Annotated in this window: 13 protein-coding genes and 2 pseudogenes; 9 read left to right on the top strand and 6 right to left on the bottom strand. The window is 73.5% G+C overall.

The genetic code is table 11. The features are described 5' to 3' along the window. Positions 1-36: 36 nt before the first annotated feature. Positions 37-906: pseudogene (locus AB0N17_RS23130) on the bottom strand (AraC family transcriptional regulator); the annotation flags it as partial. A gap of 99 nt (positions 907-1,005) precedes the next feature. On the opposite strand from AB0N17_RS23130, the gene AB0N17_RS23135 reads away from it, so the two are divergent. Both AB0N17_RS23135 and AB0N17_RS23140 read left to right on the top strand, forming a co-directional pair. Beyond that, positions 1,006-2,763, top strand: coding sequence for a beta-galactosidase family protein (locus AB0N17_RS23135; RefSeq protein ID WP_366013315.1), 1,758 nt, complete (start codon positions 1,006-1,008; stop codon positions 2,761-2,763). Positions 2,764-2,821: 58 nt separating this feature from the next. After that, the gene (locus AB0N17_RS23140; protein ID WP_366013316.1) at positions 2,822-3,703 is read left to right on the top strand and encodes a hypothetical protein; all 882 of its coding nucleotides are present in this window, start codon (positions 2,822-2,824) and stop codon (positions 3,701-3,703) included. A gap of 413 nt (positions 3,704-4,116) precedes the next feature. Here AB0N17_RS23140 and AB0N17_RS23145 read toward each other — a convergent pair whose 3' ends face one another. The 5 genes from AB0N17_RS23145 to AB0N17_RS23165 all read right to left on the bottom strand — a co-directional run bounded on the left by AB0N17_RS23145 (position 4,117) and on the right by AB0N17_RS23165 (position 12,813). Beyond that, entirely contained in the window at positions 4,117-4,728 is a 612-nt protein-coding gene (locus AB0N17_RS23145; RefSeq protein ID WP_366013317.1) for a TetR/AcrR family transcriptional regulator, read from the bottom strand. Between the two features lie 10 nt (positions 4,729-4,738). Continuing rightward, on the bottom strand, positions 4,739-5,464 hold the full coding sequence (locus AB0N17_RS23150) for a VWA domain-containing protein (protein ID WP_366013318.1): 726 nt from the start codon (positions 5,462-5,464) through the stop codon (positions 4,739-4,741). A 112-nt stretch (positions 5,465-5,576) separates the two neighbouring features. Continuing rightward, complete coding sequence (locus AB0N17_RS23155; protein ID WP_366013319.1) at positions 5,577-7,040, bottom strand: glutamate synthase subunit beta; 1,464 nt, start codon at positions 7,038-7,040, stop codon at positions 5,577-5,579. Then, the gene (gltB, locus tag AB0N17_RS23160) at positions 7,033-11,631 is read right to left on the bottom strand and encodes a glutamate synthase large subunit (protein ID WP_366013320.1); all 4,599 of its coding nucleotides are present in this window, start codon (positions 11,629-11,631) and stop codon (positions 7,033-7,035) included. Before gltB ends, AB0N17_RS23155 begins: the two co-directional genes overlap by 8 nt. 450 nt (positions 11,632-12,081) lie before the next feature. Then, a complete protein-coding gene (locus AB0N17_RS23165) occupies positions 12,082-12,813 on the bottom strand; it encodes a VIT1/CCC1 transporter family protein (RefSeq protein ID WP_366013321.1) in 732 nt (243 codons plus the stop codon). A gap of 262 nt (positions 12,814-13,075) precedes the next feature. Between AB0N17_RS23165 and AB0N17_RS23170 the strand changes: the two are divergent. The 7 genes and pseudogenes from AB0N17_RS23170 to AB0N17_RS23200 form a co-directional block, all read left to right on the top strand. Next, positions 13,076-14,095 (top strand): annotated as a pseudogene (locus AB0N17_RS23170) (ADP-ribosylglycohydrolase family protein); the annotation flags it as partial. A gap of 1,004 nt (positions 14,096-15,099) precedes the next feature. Continuing rightward, a complete protein-coding gene (locus tag AB0N17_RS23175; RefSeq protein WP_366013322.1) occupies positions 15,100-16,233 on the top strand; it encodes an ADP-ribosylglycohydrolase family protein in 1,134 nt (377 codons plus the stop codon). A gap of 8 nt (positions 16,234-16,241) precedes the next feature. Continuing rightward, positions 16,242-17,447 carry an ADP-ribosylglycohydrolase family protein gene (locus AB0N17_RS23180; RefSeq protein WP_366013323.1) on the top strand — a complete coding sequence of 402 codons (1,206 nt, stop codon included), beginning with the start codon at positions 16,242-16,244 and terminating at the stop codon, positions 17,445-17,447. After that, positions 17,435-18,805: an ADP-ribosylglycohydrolase family protein gene (locus AB0N17_RS23185; RefSeq protein WP_366013324.1), complete on the top strand. Its 1,371-nt coding sequence runs from the start codon at positions 17,435-17,437 to the stop codon at positions 18,803-18,805. Before AB0N17_RS23180 ends, AB0N17_RS23185 begins: the two co-directional genes overlap by 13 nt. A 31-nt stretch (positions 18,806-18,836) precedes the next feature. Then, the gene (rbsK, locus tag AB0N17_RS23190; protein WP_366013325.1) at positions 18,837-19,730 is read left to right on the top strand and encodes a ribokinase; all 894 of its coding nucleotides are present in this window, start codon (positions 18,837-18,839) and stop codon (positions 19,728-19,730) included. Next, entirely contained in the window at positions 19,727-20,941 is a 1,215-nt protein-coding gene (locus AB0N17_RS23195) for a CoA transferase (RefSeq protein WP_366013326.1), read from the top strand. The genes rbsK and AB0N17_RS23195 overlap by 4 nt, the downstream gene beginning before the upstream one ends. Beyond that, complete coding sequence (locus AB0N17_RS23200; protein ID WP_366013327.1) at positions 20,938-21,750, top strand: CoA ester lyase; 813 nt, start codon at positions 20,938-20,940, stop codon at positions 21,748-21,750. The genes AB0N17_RS23195 and AB0N17_RS23200 overlap by 4 nt, the downstream gene beginning before the upstream one ends. Positions 21,751-21,776: the final 26 nt, after the last annotated feature.

Genomic DNA, 21,776 nt, shown 5'->3' on the forward strand with positions numbered 1-21,776 from the left:
GTCGCGGGGCCGCGTCCACGGGGTGTCCGGAGAGTGGATCATCGGGGGGTCGTCGGGGTCGGGGACGCGGTCGCTCCAGCCGCCGGGGACGGTGCGGCCCTGCTGGGCGCGGAAGCGGACCGGGGCGAGTCCGACGCGGCGGGTGAAGAGCCGGGAGAAGTAGGCGGGGTCGTCGTAGCCGACGCGCCGGGCGACGGCCGCGACGGGCAGTTCGGTGCCGGCGAGGAGTTCCTTGGCGCGGCCGAGGCGGATGCCGAGCAGGTAGTCCTTGGGGCTGCATCCGGCGGCCCGGCGGACGGCGCCGCGCAGTTCGGCGGGGGTCATGCGGTGCACGCGCGCGTGGTCGGCGACGCTCATGGGGGTGCAGGCGTCCCGTGCGAGCGCTTCGAGGACCTGGTCGCCGTCGGGGGCGAGGTCGGCGCGGGCGCGGCGCAGGACGACGAGGAGTTCGTGCACGGCGGCGCCGGTCTCGACCTCCAGCAGGGGGTTGCCGCGGCGGGCGGCGCGGGCGATGCGGGCGACGACCGCGCGGGGTGCGGAGGGGTCGGAGAGCGGGACGACGGGCCGCTCGGGTTCGATGTAGCCGAGTTCGGTGTAGGTGCCGGTGGCGGGTCCGGCGAAGTCGACGAATCCCTCGTCCCAGCCGGTGTCGGGGTCGGGTGCGTAGTGGTGGGGGACGCCGGGGGTGAGCCACAGCAGGGCGGGGGCGGTGACGGTGGTGCGGCGGCCGTCGGCGCTCCGGTGCCAGCCGCGGCCGGAGCTGATCACGACGGCCACGTGGTGGTCGAGGGTGCGGGGGCCGACCGTGGGCAGTGCGCCGTGCTGGAGGCCGACGCCGAGGCAGACCAGGCCGAGGCGGTGGTGGGCGGGGCCGGGGCTGAAGAACCGCATCCAGGTCTGGTACATCGTCGCTCCTCCCGGGCCTGCCGTGCGGCGGACTTTTGTCCAAGCAGCGCCGATCTTCGTCCATGGCGCTGATCACGGGAAGGGGTGAGGCTGGGGCGCATGAGCGAGTTCACGGTGGGGGAATCGGACTTCCTGCTGGACGGGCGGCCGGTGCGGCTGCTGTCCGGGGCGCTGCATTACTTCCGGGTGCACGAGGGTCATTGGCGGCACCGGCTGGCGATGCTGCGGGCGATGGGCCTGAACTGTGTGGAGACGTACGTTCCGTGGAATCTGCACCGGCCGGCTCCGGGGGGTCACCGGGACGTGGAGGCGCTCGGCCGGTTCCTGGACGCGGCCGGGGAGGTGGGTCTGTGGGCGATCGTGCGGCCGGGCCCGTACATCTGCGCCGAGTGGGAGAACGGCGGTCTGCCGCCCTGGGTGTCGGGCGGGGCGGGCACGCGCGTGCGTACGCGTGACGAGCGTTTTCTGGCGCCCGTGCGGAGCTGGTTCCACCACCTGATGCGCGAGGTCGTGCCCCGGCAGATCGACCGCGGCGGTCCGGTGGTGCTGGTGCAGGTGGAGAACGAGTACGGCAGTTACGGCAGCGACCGCGGCTATCTTCAGGAGCTGGCCGGGCTGCTGCGCGCCGAGGGCGTCACGGTGCCGCTGTTCACCTCGGACGGCCCCGAGGACCACATGCTGACCGGTGGTTCGCTGCCCGGCGTGCTCGCGACGGTGAATTTCGGCTCGCACGCGCGCGAGGCGTTCGCCACGCTGCGCCGGCATCGTCCTGAGGGCCCGCTGATGTGCATGGAGTTCTGGTGCGGCTGGTTCGACCACTGGGCGGGCGAGCACGTCGTACGGGACCCTGCTCAGGCCGCCGGGGTGCTGCGGGAGATCCTGGAGTGCGGGGCGTCGGTGAACCTGTACATGGCGCACGGCGGCACGAGTTTCGGTGGCTGGGCGGGCGCCAACCGGGGCGGCGGCGAGCTGCACGAGGGTCCGCTGGAGCCGGATGTGACGTCGTACGACTACGACGCGCCGGTGGACGAGTGCGGGCGCCCGACGGAGAAGTTCTGGCGCTTCCGTGAGGTGCTGGCCGGGTACCGCGGCGGTCCGCTGCCCGAACTGCCGCCGCTGCCCGCTGCGTTGAGCGAGGCGGCGGATGTGGTCCTGGACGGCTGGTCGTCGCTGGGCGAGGTCCTGGAGACGCTGGGCGGCGAGGAGAGGGTGGGCCCGGTGCCGCCGTCCTTCGAGGAATTGCACGTCACCCGGGGCCTGGTGCGCTACGAGGTGGACGTGCCCGGGCCGCGGCGGCCGTATCCGCTGACGCTGCGCGGGTTGCGCGACCTGGCGGTGGTGTACGCCGACGGCGAACGGGCCGGGGTGCTCACGGAGGAGGAGCCGCGTCTGAAGGAGCCCGTCGCGGGGCCCGCGCGCGTGGAGGTGTGGGTGGAGTCCCTCGGGAGGGTGAACTACGGGCCGCGTTTCGGGGAGACCAAGGGGATCACCGGCGGCATCCTGCACGAGCGGCAGTATCTGCACGGGGTACGCGCGCGTGGGCTGGACCTGGAGGCCTTCCGTGACGGCGTGGCGGCGGTGCCGTGCGGCGCGCTGCCCCGGGAGGGCGGCCCCGGTTTGTACCGGGGCACCGTGACGGTCGGCGGGGCCGGGGACGCGCGGCTGGAGCTGCCCGGCTGGACCCGGGGCTTCGTCTGGATCAACGGCTTCGGTCTGGGCCGCTACTGGTCGGTGGGCCCCCAGCGGTCGCTGTACGTGCCCGGCCCGGTGCTGCGGGACGGCGCGAACGAGGTGTGGGTGCTGGAACTGCAGGAGGCGGGCCGGGACCGCGCGGCGCCGCGTCTGCTGCCGGTGTGACAGGTGGCCCGCCGCGCCTACAGTGGAGAGGAGTTCCGGCGTCTTTGGGGGTGCGGACGTGGCGAACGGCGGACCGGTCCGGCACGGCTTCCCGCACCTGGAGACGGTGCGGGCGGCCGTCACCGCACTCTACAAGCGCCTGTCCTGCGACACCGTCCAGACGTTCTCGGCCAGCGTGGCCCCCGCCGACGTGGCCTTCTGCGACACCGACGACCTGCATCTGGGCGCGCAGCGGGTGGCCCACGAGATGGTGCGGCACTTCCGGCTGCCGGACGCGCGGCTGATCGTCGGCTTCCGGGAGATGACGCACGCGGCGAACGTCGAACTGGCGGCGGGTCCCGAGTACTTCGTCGAACTGAACGACCGTTTCCGCACCCACCGCAGGGACATCGGCGCGGCGCTCGCCCACGAGGTGGCCCACGTCTATCTGCACCGCCTCGACCTGTCGTTCCCCGGCACGGCGGAGAACGAGATCCTCACGGACACCGTGACGACCTATCTGGGTGCCGGGTGGCTGCTCCTGGACGCCTACCGGGAGGACGCGGTCTCCTCCCAGAAGCTGGGCTATCTCACGCCGGAGGAGTTCGGTTACGTCCTCGCCAAGCGGGCCCTGCTGTTCGGTGAGGACCCGTCGGTGTGGTTCACCAGCCCGCAGGCCCACACCGCCTACGTCAAGGGGATGGCCCAGGCCCGCCGGGACGAGCAGCAGCCTCCGCTGACCGCGGCCGGCTGGGCGGGCCGGCGCCGCTACGCCCACGACCGCCGGCACGCGCCCGCCGTGCAGCCGGCGGCCCCCTACGCCTTCAGCCCCGACCCCGCCGGCCGCCTCCGTGTCTCCTTCCCCTGCCCCACCTGCCACCAGCGGATCAGGGTGCCGGTACGGGGGCGCGTCCGCGCGCGGTGCGGGCTGTGCCGGACGGTGCTGGAGTGCGACACGTAGACCCGGTGACCGCCCTGGGGGCCCGGCCCCCAGACCCCCGGCTTCGCCCACCCCCACCCGACGCGGTGGGCCGGAGGAGGGCGAGGGCCGCGATTCGGCCGGCCGGGGGCCGGGGGCTCGTCTCCGTGGCGGGACGCACGGGTGCGTTCGGTCAGCGGTCAGCGGGGCCGCGCGGGTTGCCTCGGCGGCGGGATTCCGCAGACCCGCTCGGTCGGCGGGGCGCGTGACGTCGGCTCGGCGGCGGGGGCCCGCGGACCCGCTCGGTCGGGCGCCCGGAGGTGCGCTGTCCACCTCGCTTCCCAGGCGACCGAGACGGATGGGCGGGTGGGCGCGTGGGAAGCGGGGGTCTGGGGGGCGGAGCCCCAAGGAGGGCCGGGAGTGTCAGTGCGCGCTCGGCGCAGGGGCGGCCGGTGTCAGGAGCGTACGGCGATGCCGTCGAGCACCATCGACAGGTACTGGCGGGCGATCTCCTCGGGGCTGTGCTGTCCGCCGGGCCGGTACCAGGAGGCGGCGACCCACACGGTGTCGCGCACGAAGCGGTAGGTGAGCCGGACGTCCAGGTCGGCGCGGAAGGCCCGCTCGGCCACGCCCCGTTCCAGTGTGGACAGCCACGCCTCCTCGAACCGGCGCTGGGACTCGGCGAGGAACGCGAACCGGTCCTGGGCCACCAGCTGCCTGCTCTCCTTCTGGTAGATCGCGACGGCCGCGCGGTGCCGGTCGATCTCCCGGAACGACTCGGTGACCAGGGCCTCCAGGGTCTCGCGCGGGCCGAGTCCGGCGGCCAGGACGGTGTCGTAGCCGCCCCACAGCTCGTCGAGGAAGGTCCGCAGGATCTCCTCCAGCATCGACTCCTTGGAGTCGAAGTGGTAGTAGAGGCTGCCCGCGAGCATCCCGGCGTGGTCGGCGATCCTGCGGACGGTGGTGGCGTTGTAGCCGTGCTCGGCGAAGACCTCGGCAGCGGTGCTGAGGAGTTCGCCGCGCCGGGCCGCCGCCGCGGTCACCTGGGGCTTCTTCTTGGTCGGCACGGACCCATTGTCACGCCGGGCGCACGATGCCCGCGGCGCGCGCGGCCCTCAGCCACTGCGGGAACTCGGCGACGAGACGGTCGTACAGCTCGCTGTCGGAGACCCGGCGCGGGTCCTCGCCGGCGTGGAAGAAGCCGGCGTTGTCGACGATCCGCTTTCCGGGCACGGCCAGGTCGTCCAGTTTGCGCAGGAACTCGAACTGCCGGCTGTGCGGGTCGCCGAAGCCGACGAACTGCCAGAACAGCGGGAGTTTCGCCGCCTTGCACAGGTAGCGCTCCGCGGCGAGCTTGTTGATCGGACCGCCGTCGGTCTGGAAGACGACCAGGGCGGGGTCGGTGGCGCCGCTGTCCAGGTAGTGGTCGATGACGGCGTCCATGGCCAGGTGGTAGCTGGTCTTTCCCATGTGCCCGAGCCCGGCCACGATCTGCTCGATGCGGCCCTCGTGGGCGTCGAGGGCGATGTCGGTGACCGCGTCGACGTCCGTGGAGAAGAAGACCACGGGCACGCGTCCGTCGTCGTCCAGGTGCGCGGACAGGCCCAGCACCCGGTCGGCGAGCGTCTGCACGCTGCCGTCCCTGTAGTAGGGCTTCATCGAGCCGGAGTGGTCGACCACCAGGTAGACGGCGGCGCGCAGCCCGTCCAGGCCGTGCTTGGTGAGCGAGACCCCGGCCGACCTGTAGGCGCCGACGAGCGCGGGCGCGGTCTCCTCCATCTTGCGCAGACTGATCGCGGCCATGGCTCCCCCTCGACGTGCGGACATGCGACGACGCCTGCCCGGGTCCGGTCGGGGACGGGGCAGGCGTCGTCAGTGTTCCGCACGCCGTTGTACGGGACGTTCTCGGGTGCCGTCAGACCGCCAGGGCGCGGTCCGTCGGGCGGATCGGGGCCGGCAGGTCGCTGGCGCCGGTCAGGTGGCGGTCGACACCGCGGGCGGCCGAGCGGCCCTCCGCGATCGCCCACACGATGAGGGACTGCCCGCGGCCGGCGTCACCGGCGACGAACACACCCGGCACGTTGGTCTGGAAGTCGGCGTCGCGGGCGATGTTACCGCGTTCGTCGAGGTCCAGGCCGAACTGCTCCACCAGGCCGTTCTCCCGGTCGGTGCCGGTGAAGCCCATGGCGAGGGTGACGAGCTGGGCCGGGATCTTGCGTTCGGTGCCCGGCTTGGAGGTCAGCTTGCCGTCGACGAACTCCACTTCGGCCAGGTGCAGCCACTGGACGTTGCCGTCCTCGTCGCCCTCGAAGTGGGTGGTGGAGGCGGAGTAGATCCGCTCGCCGCCCTCCTCGTGGGCCGAGGTGACCTTGTACAGGATCGGGAAGGTCGGCCAGGGCTGGCCGGTCGGGTGCCGCTCGTCGTTCGGGCGGGGCATGATCTCCAGCTGGGTGACGGAGGCCGCGCCCTGGCGGTGGGCGGTGCCCACGCAGTCCGCGCCGGTGTCACCGCCGCCGATGACGACGACGTGCTTGCCCTCGGCCGAGACGGGGGGCGCCACGTAGTCGCCCTCCTGGACCTTGTTGGCCAGCGGCAGGTACTCCATCGCCTGGTAGACGCCCTTGAGCTCGCGGCCGGGGACCGGCAGGTCGCGGGAGGTCGTCGCGCCGGCGGCGATGACGATCGCGTCGTAGCGCTTCTTCAGGTCTCGGGCGCCCAGGTCACGGCCGATCTCGATGCCGGTGCGGAAGCGGGTGCCCTCCGCGCGCATCTGCTCGATACGGCGGTTGATGTGCCGCTTCTCCATCTTGAACTCGGGGATGCCGTACCGCAGGAGGCCTCCGATGCGGTCCGCGCGCTCGTAGACGGCGACCGTGTGACCGGCCCGGGTCAGCTGCTGGGCGGCGGCGAGACCGGCCGGGCCCGAGCCGATGACCGCGACCGTCTTGCCGGACAGGCGCTCGGGGATCTGCGGGGCGACGTCCCCGGTCTCCCACGCCTTGTCGATGATCGAGACCTCGACGTTCTTGATGGTGACCGGCTGCTGGTTGATGCCGAGCACGCACGCCGACTCGCAGGGGGCCGGGCAGAGGCGGCCGGTGAACTCCGGGAAGTTGTTGGTGGCGTGCAGGCGCTCCTGGGCGGCCGCCCAGTCCTCGCGGTAGGCGTAGTCGTTCCACTCGGGGATCAGGTTCCCCAGCGGACAGCCGTTGTGGCAGAACGGGATGCCGCAGTCCATGCACCGGCTGGCCTGCTTGCTGATGATCGGCAGCAGGGAGCCGGGGACGTAGACCTCGTTCCAGTCCTTGACGCGCTCACCGACGGGACGGGACTTGGCGACCTCACGGCCGTGGTTCAGGAAGCCCTTCGGGTCAGCCATTGATCGCCGCCTCCATCATCTTCTCGGTGATCTCGGTCTCGGTGAGACCGGCTCGCTCGGCGGCGTCCTTGGCGGCGAGCACTGCCTTGTACGTGCTGGGGATGATCTTGCTGAACCGCTCCGCGGCCGTGTCCCAGTCGGCGAGCAGCTTCTCGGCGACCGTCGAGCCGGTCTCCTCGGCGTGCCGGCGCACCACGTCGTGCAGCCACTGCTTGTCCGTGTCGTCGAGCGCCTCGACCGAGCCGGCGTTGCCGACGTTGACGTTGTCGCGGTCGAGGTCGATGACGTAGGCGATACCGCCGGACATGCCCGCCGCGAAGTTGCGGCCGGTCGGGCCGAGGACGACCGCGTGACCGCCGGTCATGTACTCGCAGCCGTGGTCGCCCACGCCCTCGGAGACGACCAGCGCGCCGGAGTTGCGGACGCAGAACCGCTCACCGGTGCGGCCGCGCAGGAACAGCTCGCCGCCGGTGGCGCCGTAGCCGATGGTGTTGCCCGCGATGGTCGAGTACTCGGCGAGGTGGTCGGCCGCGCGGTCCGGGCGGACGACGATCCGGCCGCCGGACAGGCCCTTGCCGACGTAGTCGTTGGCGTCGCCCTCCAGGCGCAGCGTGACACCGCGCGGCAGGAACGCGCCGAAGGACTGGCCGGCGCTGCCGGTGAAGGTGATGTCGATGGTGTCGTCGGGCAGGCCCGCGCCGCCGAACTTCTTCGTCACCTCGTGCCCGAGCATGGTGCCGACCGTGCGGTTGATGTTGCGGATGGCGACCTGGGCGCGCACCGGCTGGGCCTCGGTCGCGTCGTTCGCGGCAAGGGCGTCGGCGGCGAGCTTGACCAGCTCGTTGTCCAGGGCCTTCTCCAGGCCGTGGTCCTGGGCGATCAGCTGGTGGCGGACGGCGCCCTCGGGCAGGTCCGGCACGTGGAACAGCGGCTCCAGGTTCAGGCCCTGCGCCTTCCAGTGGTCGACCGCGCGCTCGACGTCGAGCACCTCGGCGTGGCCGACGGCCTCCTCGATGGAGCGGAAGCCCAGCTCGGCCAGCAGCTCGCGGACCTCCTCGGCGATGAACTGGAAGAAGTTCACCACGTACTCGGCCTTGCCCGCGAAGCGCTCGCGCAGGACCGGGTTCTGGGTGGCGATGCCGACCGGGCAGGTGTCCAGGTGGCAGACGCGCATCATGATGCAGCCGGAGACGACGAGCGGCGCGGTCGCGAAACCGAACTCCTCGGCGCCCAGCAGCGCGGCGATGATCACGTCACGGCCGGTCTTCAGCTGGCCGTCGGTCTGCACGACGATGCGGTCGCGCAGGCCGTTGAGCAGCAGGGTCTGCTGGGTCTCGGCGAGGCCCAGCTCCCAGGGGCCACCGGCGTGCTTCAGCGAGGTGAGCGGCGAGGCGCCCGTACCGCCGTCGTGGCCGGAGATCAGGACGACGTCCGCGTGCGCCTTGGAGACGCCCGCGGCGACCGTGCCGACGCCGACCTCGGAGACCAGCTTGACGTGAATCCGCGCCTGCGGGTTCGCGTTCTTGAGGTCGTGGATCAGCTGGGCCAGGTCCTCGATGGAGTAGATGTCGTGGTGCGGCGGCGGGGAGATCAGGCCGACGCCCGGCGTCGAGTGACGCGTCTTCGCGACCCACGGGTAGACCTTGTGGCCGGGCAGCTGGCCGCCCTCGCCGGGCTTGGCGCCCTGGGCCATCTTGATCTGGATGTCATCCGCGTTGACGAGGTACTCGCTCGTCACACCGAAGCGGCCGGACGCGACCTGCTTGATGGCGGACCGGCGGGCCGGGTCGTACAGGCGGTCCGGGTCCTCGCCGCCCTCACCGGTGTTGGACTTGCCGCCCAGCTGGTTCATGGCGATGGCGAGGGTCTCGTGCGCCTCCTTGGAGATGGAGCCGTACGACATGGCGCCCGTCGAGAACCGCTTGACGATCTCGCTCGCCGGCTCGACCTCGTCGAGGGGGATCGGCTGCCGGTCGGACTTGAAGCCGAACAGGCCGCGCAGCGTCATCAGGCGCTCGGACTGCTCGTTCACGCGGTCGGTGTACTGCTTGAAGATGTCGAAGCGGCCGGTGCGCGTGGAGTGCTGGAGGCGGAAGACCGACTCCGGGTCGAACAGGTGCGGCTCGCCCTCGCGGCGCCACTGGTACTCGCCGCCGATCTCCAGCGCGCGGTGCGCCGGGGCGATGCCGGAGGCCGGGTAGGCCTTGGCGTGGCGGGCGGCGACCTCACCGGCGATGACGTCGATGCCGACGCCGCCGATCTTGGTGGCGGTGCCGTTGAAGTACTCCTCGACGAAGGCCTCGTCCAGGCCGACGGCCTCGAAGACCTGGGCGCCGCGGTAGGAGGCGACGGTGGAGATGCCCATCTTCGACATGACCTTCAGGACGCCCTTGCCGAGCGCGTAGATCAGGTTCTTGATGGCCTTCTCGGGCTCCAGGCCGTCCAGGAAGGTGCCGGCGCGCAGCAGGTCCTCGACCGACTCCATCGCCAGGTACGGGTTGACGGCGGCGGCGCCGAAGCCGATCAGCAGGGCGACGTGGTGGACCTCGCGGACGTCACCGGCCTCGACCAGCAGGCCCACGTGGGTGCGCTGCTTGGTGCGGATGAGGTGGTGGTGGACGGCCGCGGTGAGCAGCAGCGACGGGATCGGCGCGTGCTCGGCGTCCGAGTGCCGGTCCGACAGGACGATCAGGCGGGCGCCGTTGTCGATGGCGGCGTCGGCCTCGGCGCAGATCTCCGCGATGCGCGCGGCGAGGGAGTCACCGCCGCCGGAGACGCGGTACAGACCGGAGAGGGTCGCGGCCTTGAAGCCGGGCATGTCGCCGTCGGCGTTGATGTGGATGAGCTTGGCCAGCTCGTCGTTGTCGATGACCGGGAAGGGCAGCACGACGGACCGGCAGGAGGCGGCGGTCGGGTCGAGCAGGTTGCCCTGCGGGCCCAGCGAGGAGCGCAGCGAGGTGACCAGCTCTTCGCGGATCGCGTCCAGCGGCGGGTTGGTGACCTGCGCGAACAGCTGGGTGAAGTAGTCGAAGAGCAGCCGCGGGCGCTCGGACAGGGCCGCGATCGGGGAGTCCGTGCCCATGGAGCCGATCGGCTCGGCGCCGGAGCGGGCCATCGGGGCGAGGATGACGCGCAGCTCCTCCTCGGTGTACCCGAAGGTCTGCTGGCGGCGGGTGACCGAGGCGTGGGTGTGGACGATGTGCTCGCGCTCGGGCAGGTCGCCCAGCTCGATCTCGCCGGCTTCCAGCCATTCGGCGTACGGCTGCTCGGCGGCGAGGGACGCCTTGATCTCGTCGTCCTCGATGATGCGGTGCTCGGCGGTGTCGACGAGGAACATCTTGCCGGGCTGGAGGCGGCCCTTGCGGACGACCCTGGCCGGGTCGATGTCGAGGACGCCGACCTCGGAGCCGAGGACGACGAGGCCGTCGTCGGTGACCCAGTAGCGGCCGGGGCGCAGACCGTTGCGGTCGAGCACGGCGCCGACCTGGGTGCCGTCGGTGAAGGTGACGCAGGCGGGGCCGTCCCAGGGCTCCATCATCGTGGAGTGGAACTGGTAGAAGGCGCGCCGGGCCGGGTCCATGGAGTCGTGGTTCTCCCACGCCTCCGGGATCATCATCAGCACCGAGTGGGGCAGCGAACGGCCGCCCAGGTGCAGCAGCTCCAGCACCTCGTCGAAGGACGCCGAGTCGGAGGCGTCGGGGGTGCACACCGGGAAGATGCGCTCGATGGCCTTCTCGTCCGAGCCGAAGAAGTCCGAGAGCAGCTGGGACTCGCGGGCGCGCATCCAGTTGCGGTTGCCCTTGACGGTGTTGATCTCACCGTTGTGCGCGACGAACCGGTAGGGGTGCGCGAGCGGCCACGACGGGAAGGTGTTCGTGGAGAACCGGGAGTGCACGAGCGCCACCGCGGAGGCGAAGCGGCGGTCGGACAGGTCCGGGAAGAAGGGCTCGAGCTGGCCGGTGGTCAGCATGCCCTTGTACACGATCGTGCGCGCGGAGAGCGACGGGAAGTAGACACCGGCCTCGCGCTCGGCGCGCTTGCGCAGCACGAAGGCCTTGCGGTCCAGCGCGATGCCCTCGCTGGCGCCGTCGGTCACGAAGATCTGCCGGAACGCCGGCATCGTGGAGCGGGCGGTGGCGCCGAGCAGCTCGGGCGCGACCGGGACCTCACGCCAGCCGAGGACCGTGAGGCCCTCCTCGGCGGCGATCGTCTCGATCTTCGAGACGGCGTCGGTGGTCCCGTCCTCCGGCAGGAAGGCGATACCGACGGCGTACGAACCCGCGGCGGGGAGTTCGAATCCGGCCACCTCGCGGAGGAAGGCGTCGGGCACCTGGCAGAGCAGACCCGCACCGTCGCCCGAGTCCGGCTCGGAGCCGGTGGCCCCGCGGTGCTCCAGGTTGCGCAGCACGGTGAGCGCCTGCTCGACCAGCGTGTGGGACGCCTCGCCGGTAAGGGTGGCGACGAAACCGACGCCGCAGGCGTCGTGTTCGTTGCGGGGGTCGTACATACCCTGCGCAGCAGGGCGAGCATCCATGAACGACCAGTTCTGGCCATTCGCGGAATGCTGGGACGGCTGGCGCGGCGTACGCATCGGCTCTCCCGTCGTCGTCATGAGGCATGTGGCAAGTGCCGAGGGACGACGTTGGCCCTCTGCGGAAGTGGCTAAATTTCGTGCAGGTTACATGATGGAGGGGTTCCCGGGAAGCGGATACTCCGTTCCAACATGCGGACGCCACGGGGTCCGTGGCAACGGTGCCGCACGGTCCGCGGCGGGGTGCCGCGCAGGGCGGCGGAGGTGCCGCGCGACGGCGGCGGGTGCCGCGCTCGGCGGCAAACGTCTGTGCGGGGCCGTCGCGGACAAGATCGGTCGGATCGGTGCGTCCGGCGGCCCGAAGGGGCGGGGAGAGCGTCTTCACTCTCCCCAGGGGGGTGCGGCAGGCGTCATTGCCTGCGGCGCTTACGGCTCATGCCCGGTGGTCACGCATCTGAAACCAGCGGGTAACGGCTATTTATGCGGCCCGTCGCATAAGTACCGGCGGCGCTATCCTACGGCCGTTCCGAACAGGCTGCCCAGGGCGTACGTCACACCGGCCGCCGCACCACCGAGAGCGAGCTGCCGCAGACCGCTGAACCACCAGCTGCGCGCGGTCACCTTGGCCACCACGGCACCGCAGCCGAAGAGCCCGGCGAGGGCGAGCAGTACGGCGGGCCACAGGGCGGTCGCGCCGAGCAGGTACGGCAGCAGGGGCAGGAGGGCGCCGAGGGCGAAGGACGCGAACGACGACACGGCCGCGACCAGCGGCGACGGCAGATCGCCGGGGTCGATGCCCAGTTCCTCGCGGGCGTGGATCTCCAGGGCCTGCTCGGGGTCCCGGGACAGCTGCCGGGCGACTTCGCGGGCCAGGTCGGGCTCGACCCCGCGGGCCACGTACAGTGCCGCCAGCTCGTTCTCCTCGTCCTGCGGGTGCTTGCGCAGCTCGCGCCGCTCGACGTCGAGCTCGGCCTCGACGAGTTCACGCTGGGAGGCGACGGAGGTGTACTCGCCGGCCGCCATGGAGAAGGCGCCGGCGGCGAGCCCGACGAGGCCGGTGATCACCATGGTCTGCTGGCCGACGGAGCCGCCGGCCACGCCGGTCATCAGGGCGAGGTTGGAGACCAGGCCGTCCATCGCGCCGAAGACGGCGGGGCGCAGCCAGCCGCCGTTGACGTCACGGTGAGTGTGGTTGTCACGGTGCGCCTCGTGCAGCGCGGCCTCGGTTTCGATGATGGCCATGCGGGCCCCCCGGATAGCTTAGCCAAAGCTAACTTTGGACGAGATCTACTTTTCGACTCCACTGAACCTACGCTCATCATTTCTTCTCCGCCAGCAAGGAAAGGCTGGGCTAACCTGCGGTTTTCGGTCGGGTCGCTCGTTCGTGCGAAACCCTGCTCAGTTGCCGAGCGGGTGACTCCGGAGCGGGGCAGGCTCCCGTCGGCGCTTCCCGTGGGACACATCAGGTCTCGCCGCATTCGTGGTCCGCCGAAGGAGGCCGTCCATGGCATCGATCGCCCGCACTCCCCCGGGCCCGGCGCCCGGGGACGCCCGCGGACTGCGCGACCGGGCCCGTGGCGCGCTGCTGGGCCTCGCCGTCGGCGACGCGCTGGGAGCCCCCGCGGAGAACCTGAAGCCCTCCGAGATCCGCGCCCGCTGGGGCCGCATCACGGGCTACCTCACCGAACGGCCCTCCGGCACGGACGACACGGAGTACGCGATCTTCTCCGGTCTGCTGCTGGCCCGGCACGGCTCGGCGCTGACCCCGGCGCATGTCGAGGCCGCCTGGCACGAGTGGATCGCGAACCGGGCCGAGGGCCCCTTCCGGGGTGCGGGCTTCAGCGAACGCGGCACCCTGGAGAACCTCCGCCGGGGCCTGGCCGCGCCCATCTCCGCGCAGCACCGGCACGCCTGGAGCGACGGACTGGCGATGCGGGCGGCGCCCTTCGGGGTCTTCGCGGCGGGCCGGCCCACCGAGGCGGCCCGGCTGGTGGCGATCGACGGCTCGGTCAGCCACGAGGGCGAGGGCATCTACGGCGGCCAGGCGGTCGCCGCCGGGGTGGCGGCGGCGATGACCGGAGCGGCGCCCCCGGTGGTGATCGCCGCCGCCCTCGCGGTGGTGCCCGAGGACTCCTGGACGGCCCGCTCCCTGCGCCGCGCGGTGGCCGTGGCCCACCGGGGCGAACGCGCGGTCCGCTCCGCGGTCGTCATCGGCGGCTACCCCTGGACCGACCTGGCCCCCGAGGCGGTCGCCCTCGCCTTCGGCGCGTACGCGGCGGCGGACGGAGACTTCGAGGACGCGGTCCTGACGGCCGTCAACATGGGCCGCGACGCCGACACGACGGCGGCCGTGGCGGGCGCACTGGCCGGCGCCACCCGGGGCATCTGCGCCATCCCGCCCGCCTGGGCCTCGGCCATCGGCCCGGCCCGCGGCCGCTGCCTGCCGTCCATGGCGGGCCACCACGTCCTGGACGTGGCGGAACTCCTGGTACCGGAGGAGGGCGGAAAATGGGGGGCCGGGGTGGTGCTGCCGGGGGTCGTCCCGGAGCCGTTGCGGGAGCTGCCGCCCGCGGCGGCTCCCCAGGAACTCACGGGGCGGGTCGCATCGGCGGTGACGGCGAAACCGGTCGACCCGGCGGAGCCGCAGGCGGTCGTCCCGGCGGAGCCGAACGCAGCCATCCCGAAGGAGCCGAAGACAGCCATCCCGGCCGAGCCGCAGGCGGTCGTCCCGGCGGAGCCGCAGGCGGTCGTCCCGGCGGAGCCGAACGCAGCCACCCCGGCCGAGCCGAACACAGCCACCCCGGCCGAGCCGCCGGCGGTCGTCCTTGCGGAGCCGCAGGCGGTCGTCCCGGCGGAACCGCCGGCGGTCGTCCTGGCGGAACCGCAGGCGGTCGTCCCGGCGGAGCCGAACGCAGCCGCCTCGGCAGAACCGAAGGCGGTCGTCCCGGCGAAGCCGAAGACAGCCACCTCGGCCGAGCTGAACGTAGCCACCCCGGCCGAGCCGCAGGCAGCCATCCCGGCGAAGCCGAAGACAGCCACCCCGACCGAGCCGCCGGCGGTCGTCCTTGCGGAGCCGCAGGCGGTCGTCCCGGCGAAGCCGAACGCAGCCGCCCCGGCCGAGCCGCAGGCAGCCATCCCAGCGAAGCCGAAGACAGCCACCCCGACCGAGCCGCAGGCGGTCGTCCTTGCGGAACCGCAGGCGGTCGTCCCGGCGAAGCCGAACGCAGCCACCCCGGCCGAGCCGCAGGCAGCCATCCCAGCGAAACCGAACACAGCCACCCCGGCCGAGCCGAACACAGCCACCCCGGCGGAGCCGAACGCAGCCATCCCAGCGAAGGCAAAGGCAGCCACTCCGGCCGAGCCGAACACAGCCCTCCCGGCGGAGCCGCCCCCGCCGGTCCCGTGCTCGTCCCGGCCGGCCGGGCCGGACGGGCGGGCCGGTGAGCGGGGAGCCGGGCGGGGGGCCCGGGGGCCGGGACCGCTGGTCAGCGCGGCGAAATCCGGGTGCTCCGACGGCGAGGGGCTGTCGTGACGCGGCACCGCGACCCCGCGCGCCGGATCGAGGGGCTCCTGCTCGGCCTCGCCGCGGGCGACGCCGCCGGCTGGCCCGCCGCACGGCACCGAGCCGCCCGGATGCCCGAGTGGACCCGCCGGCTGACCCGGGAGCTGGACACCTTCGCGGAGCAGAACGCGACCACCACCCTCCCCGTCCCCATCGCCCTCAACCAGCCACCCGAGCCCCTGCGCCTCGGCCCCTCCGACGACGCCGAGTGGGCCGTCTTCGCCGCGGAAGCGGTGCTGCGGGCCGGCGACGACGACGCCCTCGGCGACCTCGGCCGGGACCGCCGTATGCGCGCCGCCATCGACCTCACCTGGAGCGCCGTGGCCGCGGAGGTCGCCGCGGCGGCGGAGCGGGCACCCGAGATCGAGTCCGCCGTACTCCCCCTGCGCGCCCGCATCTCGGTCCGCGCCGGCCTCGGCAACCTCGCCGCCGGCCTGCGTCCGCCCGCCACCGGCCACGACAACCCGCACTACTTCGACGACGCGGCCTGCGTCCGCGCCTGCGTCCTCGCGGTGGCCCACCCCGGCGACCCCGAACGCGCCGCGGCCCTCGCCGAGTTCGACGCCCGCTACACCCAGGACGGTGACGGCGTGCACGGCGCGCGGGCCATGGCGGCGGCCCTGGCCTGCGCCCTCGCCGACGCGGACACCGACGCCTGCGTACGGGCCGCCCTCGCCCAGCTCCCCGCCGACACGGAGATCGGCCGCAACACCCGCCACGCCCTCGCCCTCACCGAGGACGGCGAGTCCGCCTTCGCCCTCGTCCCGCTCCTCGAGCACCAGATCGTCGACCACGTCTACAGCTACGGCATCGCCGCCGCCGAGACCGTCCCCGTCGCCCTCGCCCTGGCCACGGCCGCCCGGGGCCGGATCGCCGAGGCCGTGCCCGCCGCCGCCTGTCTGTCCCGGGTCGCCGACTCCGCCCCCGCCCTGGTGGGCGCCCTCACCGGGGCCCTCGGCGGCGGCGGTGCCGTCCCGCGGACCTGGCGGGACGCCTGCCGCACCCTGCCCGGCTGCGCCCTGCCCCGTCTCACCGGCACCGACCTGGTGGAACTCGCCGGACTCCTGGAAGCCACGCAACCGGCCCCCACAGGGGGATGATTCGGGACATGACGCCCGAAGAACCCGAACGACCTGACACCCCCGAGCGGTCCGGGGACCCAGGTCCGCACACCCTCGACGAACGGATCACCGGCGCCCTGGTCGGCGCCGCCGTCGGTGACGCCCTCGGCGGCCCGGTCGAGGGCTACTCCCCCGACCAGATCGCCGAGCGCCACGGCGGCCGGATCCACGGCGTCGTCGGCCCCTGGCACGGCGACGACTGGCGCACCGCCCGCCCCATCGCGCCGTACCACAAGGGCGACGGCCACGTCACCGACGACACCCTGATGACCCACGCCCTGGTCCGGGTGTACGCCCGGGTCCGCGACCACCTCGACGCGTACGCCGTCGCCGACCACCTGGTCCCGGACCTGATGACCCGGCCCCGCTGGATTCCGGAGCTGGAGACCGAGGCCCTGCCCCTGCAGCGCCTCTTCCTCGCCGAGAAGTGGCTCGTGGCCCGGCTCGCCTACGGCCACGCCGATCCCCGGGAGGCGGGCGTCGGCAACATCGTCAACTGCGGGGCCGCCATGTACATGGCCCCCGTCGGCCTGGTCAACGCCGCCGACCCGGCCGCCGCGTACGCCGAGGCGCTGGACGTCGCCGGTGCGCACCAGTCGTCGTACGGCCGGGAGGCGGCCGGTGTCCTCGCCGCGGCCGTCGCCGCCGCCACCGCCCCGGGCGCGACCCCGGACTCGGTGGTCACCGCCTGTCTGTCCCTGGCCAAGGACGGCACGCGCACGGCGATCGAGAAGGTCTGCGAAGTGGCGTCACGGCACCGGGACTTCGAGTCGGCGCTCGGCCCGCTGCGCGCGGCGGTCGAACCGTACGACACGGTCGGCCCGGACTACCGCGCCCCCTCCCTGGGCGCCCGCCGCCCCTCCCGCCTGCACTCGATCGAGGAACTGCCCGTCGCCCTCGGCATGGTGCTGATCGCCGGCGGCGACTACCGGCACGCCGTCCTCGGCTCGGTCAACTACGGCCGCGACTGCGACTCGATCGCCACGATGGCCGGTGCCGTCACCGGCGCCCTCGGCTCGCCCGTCCCTCAGGACTGGGCGAAGACGGTCGCGGAGGCCAGCCGCCTCGACCTGTGGGAACCCGCCCGCACGCTCGCCGGGGTCGCGCGCGAGGTGTTCGCACGGGACGTACGCCGCCGCCGTGCGCACGAGCGGGCGTTCACCGCGCTCGGGGGCACCGCGTGCTCCGCCTGACCTGGGTCCAGCCGGAGGACCTGCTCGGCCACGAACTGCGCCAGGCCCGCCTCGACGGCCGGGAGCCGTCGGCGATCGAGGCGCGCTGGCGGGCGGCGGGCGGCCCGGACGCGCCGGAGCGGGCGGGGGCCTCCCCGCACCCGGTCTCCCGGTATCTGCGGCTGCTGGCGGAGGACCTGCTGGACGAACTCGCCGATCTGCCCAGCCGGTTGTCCGAGGACGAGCCGACGGACCTGGAGCGGATCAGGTCCCTGTGCGGGGACTGGCCGGCGCCACCGGGCCGCGGACGGCCGTCACCGTGCGCCCCGGCCGCCCTGGAAGCGGCCTGGCTCGGCCGGGCCGTCGGCTGTCTCCTCGGCAAGCCCGTGGAGAAGCTGCACCTCGACGGCGTCCGCGCCCTCGCCGAGGCGGCCGGGAACTGGCCCCTCACCACCTGGTTCACCGCCAGGGGAGTCCCGGCGGACCTCCTCGCCGCACACCCCTGGAACCGCCGCTCGGCCGGCACCTCCCTCGCCGAGAACATCGACGGGATGCCCGAGGACGACGACCTCAACTACCCGCTGCTCAACCTGCTTCTGCTGCAGCGTCACGGGCGGTCGTTCAGCACCGCGGACGTGGCCCGGCTCTGGCTGGACGAACTCCCGCCCGGCCGCACCTTCACCGCCGAGCGCATCGCCTGCCGCAACCTCCTCACCGGCATCGAACCCCCGCGGACGGCCCGCCACCGCAACCCCTTCCGCGAGTGGATCGGCGCCCTGATCCGCGCCGACGTGCACGGCTGGACCAACCCGGGCGACCCGGCCGCCGCCGCCGGACAGGCGCACCGCGACGCGGTCCTCACCCACACCGCCAACGGCGTCTACGCGGCGATGTTCACGGCCGCCGTGATCGCCACCGCCGCCACCGGAACGCACGACGTGCACGCCTGCCTCGACGCCGGCCGCCGGGTGATCCCGCCCCGCTCCCGCCTCGCCAGGGCGATCGACCACGCCCGCGAACTGGCCGCGCACCACGAGGACTTCGACGACGTCGTGGACGCGCTCCACGCCGTCCACACCCCCGCCCACCACTGGGTCCACGCCATCCCCAACACCGCGCTGATCGCCGCCGCCCTCAGCCACGCGGACGGCGACTTCGGCGGCTCCGTCTGCCGTGCGGTCGCGGGCGGCCTCGACACCGACTCGGCCGGCGCCACCGCCGGCAGCGTCGCCGGGCTGCTCGCGGGCGCACCGGACGCGCTTCCCGAGCGCTGGCGGGCCCCGCTGAAGAACCGGCTGGCCACCACCGTCGCCGACTTCGACGGCGTCGGATTCGACACCCTCGCCCACCTCACCCACCGGGAGGCGACCCGCCCATGACCCCCCTCATCGCCGTGGAGGCGACCCGCCCATGACCCATATCGCCGTCCTCGGCAGCACGAACATGGACCTCGTCACCTATGTCGCGAAGGCCCCGCAGCGCGGGGAGACCGTGACGGGCCGGGAGTTCGTCACGATCCCCGGCGGCAAGGGCGCCAACCAGGCGATCGCCGCGGCCCGCGCCGGCGCCACCGTCTCGATGATCGGCGCGGTCGGCAACGACGCCTTCGGGGCCCGCATGCGCGACACCCTGGAACACTCCGGGGTGGACACCGACTCGCTGCGCACGGTCGAGGGCCCGTCCGGCACCGCGCACATCGTGGTCGACGACGAGGGCGGCAACTCCATCGTCGTCGTCCCCGGCGCGAACGGCACCGTCGACCACCTCTCCCCCGGCGACGAAGGGGTGATCGCCTCCGCCGACACCCTGCTGCTGCAACTGGAGATCCCCACGGCCGCGGTCCTCGCGGGCGCGCAGGCCGCCCGCCGGCACGGTGTCCGTACGGTCCTGACCCCGTCCCCCGCCCAGCCGCTGCCGCCCGAACTCCTCGCCGCCGTCGACCTGTTGGTGCCCAACGAGTACGAGGCGGTCACCCTGTCCGGCCGCACCGACCCGCGGGAGGCCGCCGCCGCCCTGCTGGACCTGGTGCCCGAGGTCGCCGTCACCCTGGGTGCGGCGGGCAGCCTGTACCTGGCCCGGGGCGCCGAGCCGCTCGTGGTGCCCGCTCCTCAGGTGACCGCGGTGGACACCACGGGCGCGGGCGACACCTTCGTCGGCGCGCTCGCGGTGGCCCTCGCCGAGGAGAAACCGGTGCGCGAGGCGCTGTCCTGGGCCGCGGCCGCGGCGGCGATCTCCGTGCAGCGGGAAGGGGCGTCGGCGTCGATGCCGTACCGCCCGGAGATCGACGCCCAGTGCACCGCATGAGTACGGCGGACCGCGGGACCGCGACGGCACCGCCGCTGTCGGGTCTGCGGGTGCTGGACCTGGCGACCCTGTTCGCCGGGCCGATGGCCGCCACGCTGCTCGGTGACTACGGCGCCGAGGTGATCAAGGTCGAACATCCGCGGCGGCCGGACCCGTCCCGGGGGCACGGCCCCGGCAAGCACGGCATCGGCCTGTGGTGGAAGGTGCTCGGCCGCAACAAGCGGACCGTCACCCTCGATCTGTCGGCACCCGGCGGCCGTGCCACCCTGCTCCGGCTCGCCGCCACCGCCGACGTGGTGATCGAGAACTTCCGCCCCGGCACGCTGGAGAAGTGGGAGCTGGGCTGGCAGGAGCTGTCCGCGGCCAACCCGCGGCTGGTCCTCGCCCGGGTCACCGCCTTCGGCCAGTTCGGCCCGTCCGCGCACCGACCGGGATTCGGCACCCTCGCCGAGGCGCTGAGCGGCTTCGCCGCGCTCACCGGCGAACCGGACGCACCCCCGACACTGCCCCCGTTCGGGCTCGCGGACTCGATCGCGGGCCTGGCCACCGCGTACGCCGTGCTGACGGCGCTGGCCGCACGCGAGCGCACGGGCGCCGGGCAGGTCGTGGACATGGCGATCATCGAGCCGATCCTGTCGGTGCTCGGCCCGCACCCGACCTGGTACGACCAGCTCGGGTACGTGCAGGAACGCACCGGGAACCGGTCCGCGAACAACGCCCCGCGCAACACCTACCGCACCGCCGACGGCGCCTGGGTCGCCGTCTCCACCTCCGCGCAGTCGGTCGCGGAGCGGGTGATGCACCTGGTGGGCCGCCCCGATCTGATCGCCGAACCCTGGTTCGCCACGGGCGCCGGCCGGGCCGCGCACGCCGACGTCCTGGACGAGGCGGTCGGCTCCTGGATCGCCGCCCGCCCCCGCACCGAGGTGCTGGCCGCGTTCGAGAAGGCGGAGGCCGCGGCGGCCCCCGTGCAGGACGTCCGGGACCTCCTGGGAGACCCCCAGTACCAGGCCCTGGACACGATCACCACGGTCCCCGACCCCGAGCTGGGCCCGCTGCGCATGCAGAACGTCCTCTTCCGCCTCTCGCAGACGCCCGGCGCGATCCGCTGGGCTGGCCGCCCGCACGGCGCCGACACGGACGCCGTGCTCACCGAGCTGGGCCTGACCGCGGCCGACATCGCGGCCCTGCGCGCGGAGGGCGCCCTGTGACCCGCACCCCGCTCACCTGGCTCTACGTCCCCGGCGACCGCCCGCCCGTGGTGGCCAAGGCGCTGGCCGCGGGCGCCGACGTGGTGGTGATCGACCTGGAGGACGCGGTCGCCCCGGCCCGCAAGGAGTACGCCCGCGCGGTGACGGCCGAGCTGCTCCGCGACACCCAGCCGGTCCCGGTGCACGTCCGGATCAACGCCCTGGACAGCGCGTGGGCCGCCGGCGACCTGACCGCGCTGGCCACGCTGCCGGGCCTGTCCGGCCTCCGCCTGCCGAAGGTCACGGCCCCGGACACGGTCAGGCAGGTCGCCGCGCTCACCCCACTGCCCCTGTACGCCCTGCTGGAGACGGCCCTGGCCGTGGAGCACGCGCACGCCATCGCCACCGCCCACCCGGCCCTGCGGGGCATCTCCCTCGGCGAGGCGGACCTCCGGGCCGACCTGGGGGTACGGGCCGACACGGGCCTGGACTGGCCGCGCTCACGGGTGGTCGTCGCCGCTCGCGCGGCCGGGCTCGCCCCACCGCCCCAGTCGGTCCACCCCGACATCCGCGACCTGGACGGCCTCGCCGCGTCCTGCGCCCACGGCCGCGCCCTGGGCTTCCTGGGCCGCGCGGCCATCCATCCGCGCCAGCTCCCGGTGATCGAACGGGCCTTCCTCCCGACCCCGGCGGAGATCGAACACGCCGAGACGATCATCAAGGCGGCGGCCACGGAGGAAGGCGCCCAGGCCCTCCCCGACGGCCGCTTCGTCGACGCGGCGGTGGTGGCCACGGCCCGGCGGATCCTGTCGCTGGCGAGCCGGAACTGACCGCTTCCGTACCGCCGCAGCCCCCC

It is taken from the genome of Streptomyces sp. NPDC051133, assembly GCF_040682635.1.
Classification (GTDB): domain Bacteria; phylum Actinomycetota; class Actinomycetes; order Streptomycetales; family Streptomycetaceae; genus Streptomyces.

Excerpts from the sequence above, each read along its gene's own strand:
- gltB (WP_366013320.1), bottom strand. The coding sequence starts at position 11,631 with ATGCGTACGCCGCGCCAGCCGTCCCAGCATTCCGCGAATGGCCAGAAC.
- AB0N17_RS23150 (WP_366013318.1), bottom strand. The coding sequence starts at position 5,464 with ATGGCCGCGATCAGTCTGCGCAAGATGGAGGAGACCGCGCCCGCGCTC.
- rbsK (WP_366013325.1), top strand. The coding sequence starts at position 18,837 with ATGACCCATATCGCCGTCCTCGGCAGCACGAACATGGACCTCGTCACC.
- AB0N17_RS23165 (WP_366013321.1), bottom strand. The coding sequence starts at position 12,813 with ATGGCCATCATCGAAACCGAGGCCGCGCTGCACGAGGCGCACCGTGAC.
- AB0N17_RS23155 (WP_366013319.1), bottom strand. The coding sequence starts at position 7,040 with ATGGCTGACCCGAAGGGCTTCCTGAACCACGGCCGTGAGGTCGCCAAG.
- AB0N17_RS23195 (WP_366013326.1), top strand. The coding sequence starts at position 19,727 with ATGAGTACGGCGGACCGCGGGACCGCGACGGCACCGCCGCTGTCGGGT.
- AB0N17_RS23135 (WP_366013315.1), top strand. The coding sequence starts at position 1,006 with ATGAGCGAGTTCACGGTGGGGGAATCGGACTTCCTGCTGGACGGGCGG.
- AB0N17_RS23180 (WP_366013323.1), top strand. The coding sequence starts at position 16,242 with ATGACGCCCGAAGAACCCGAACGACCTGACACCCCCGAGCGGTCCGGG.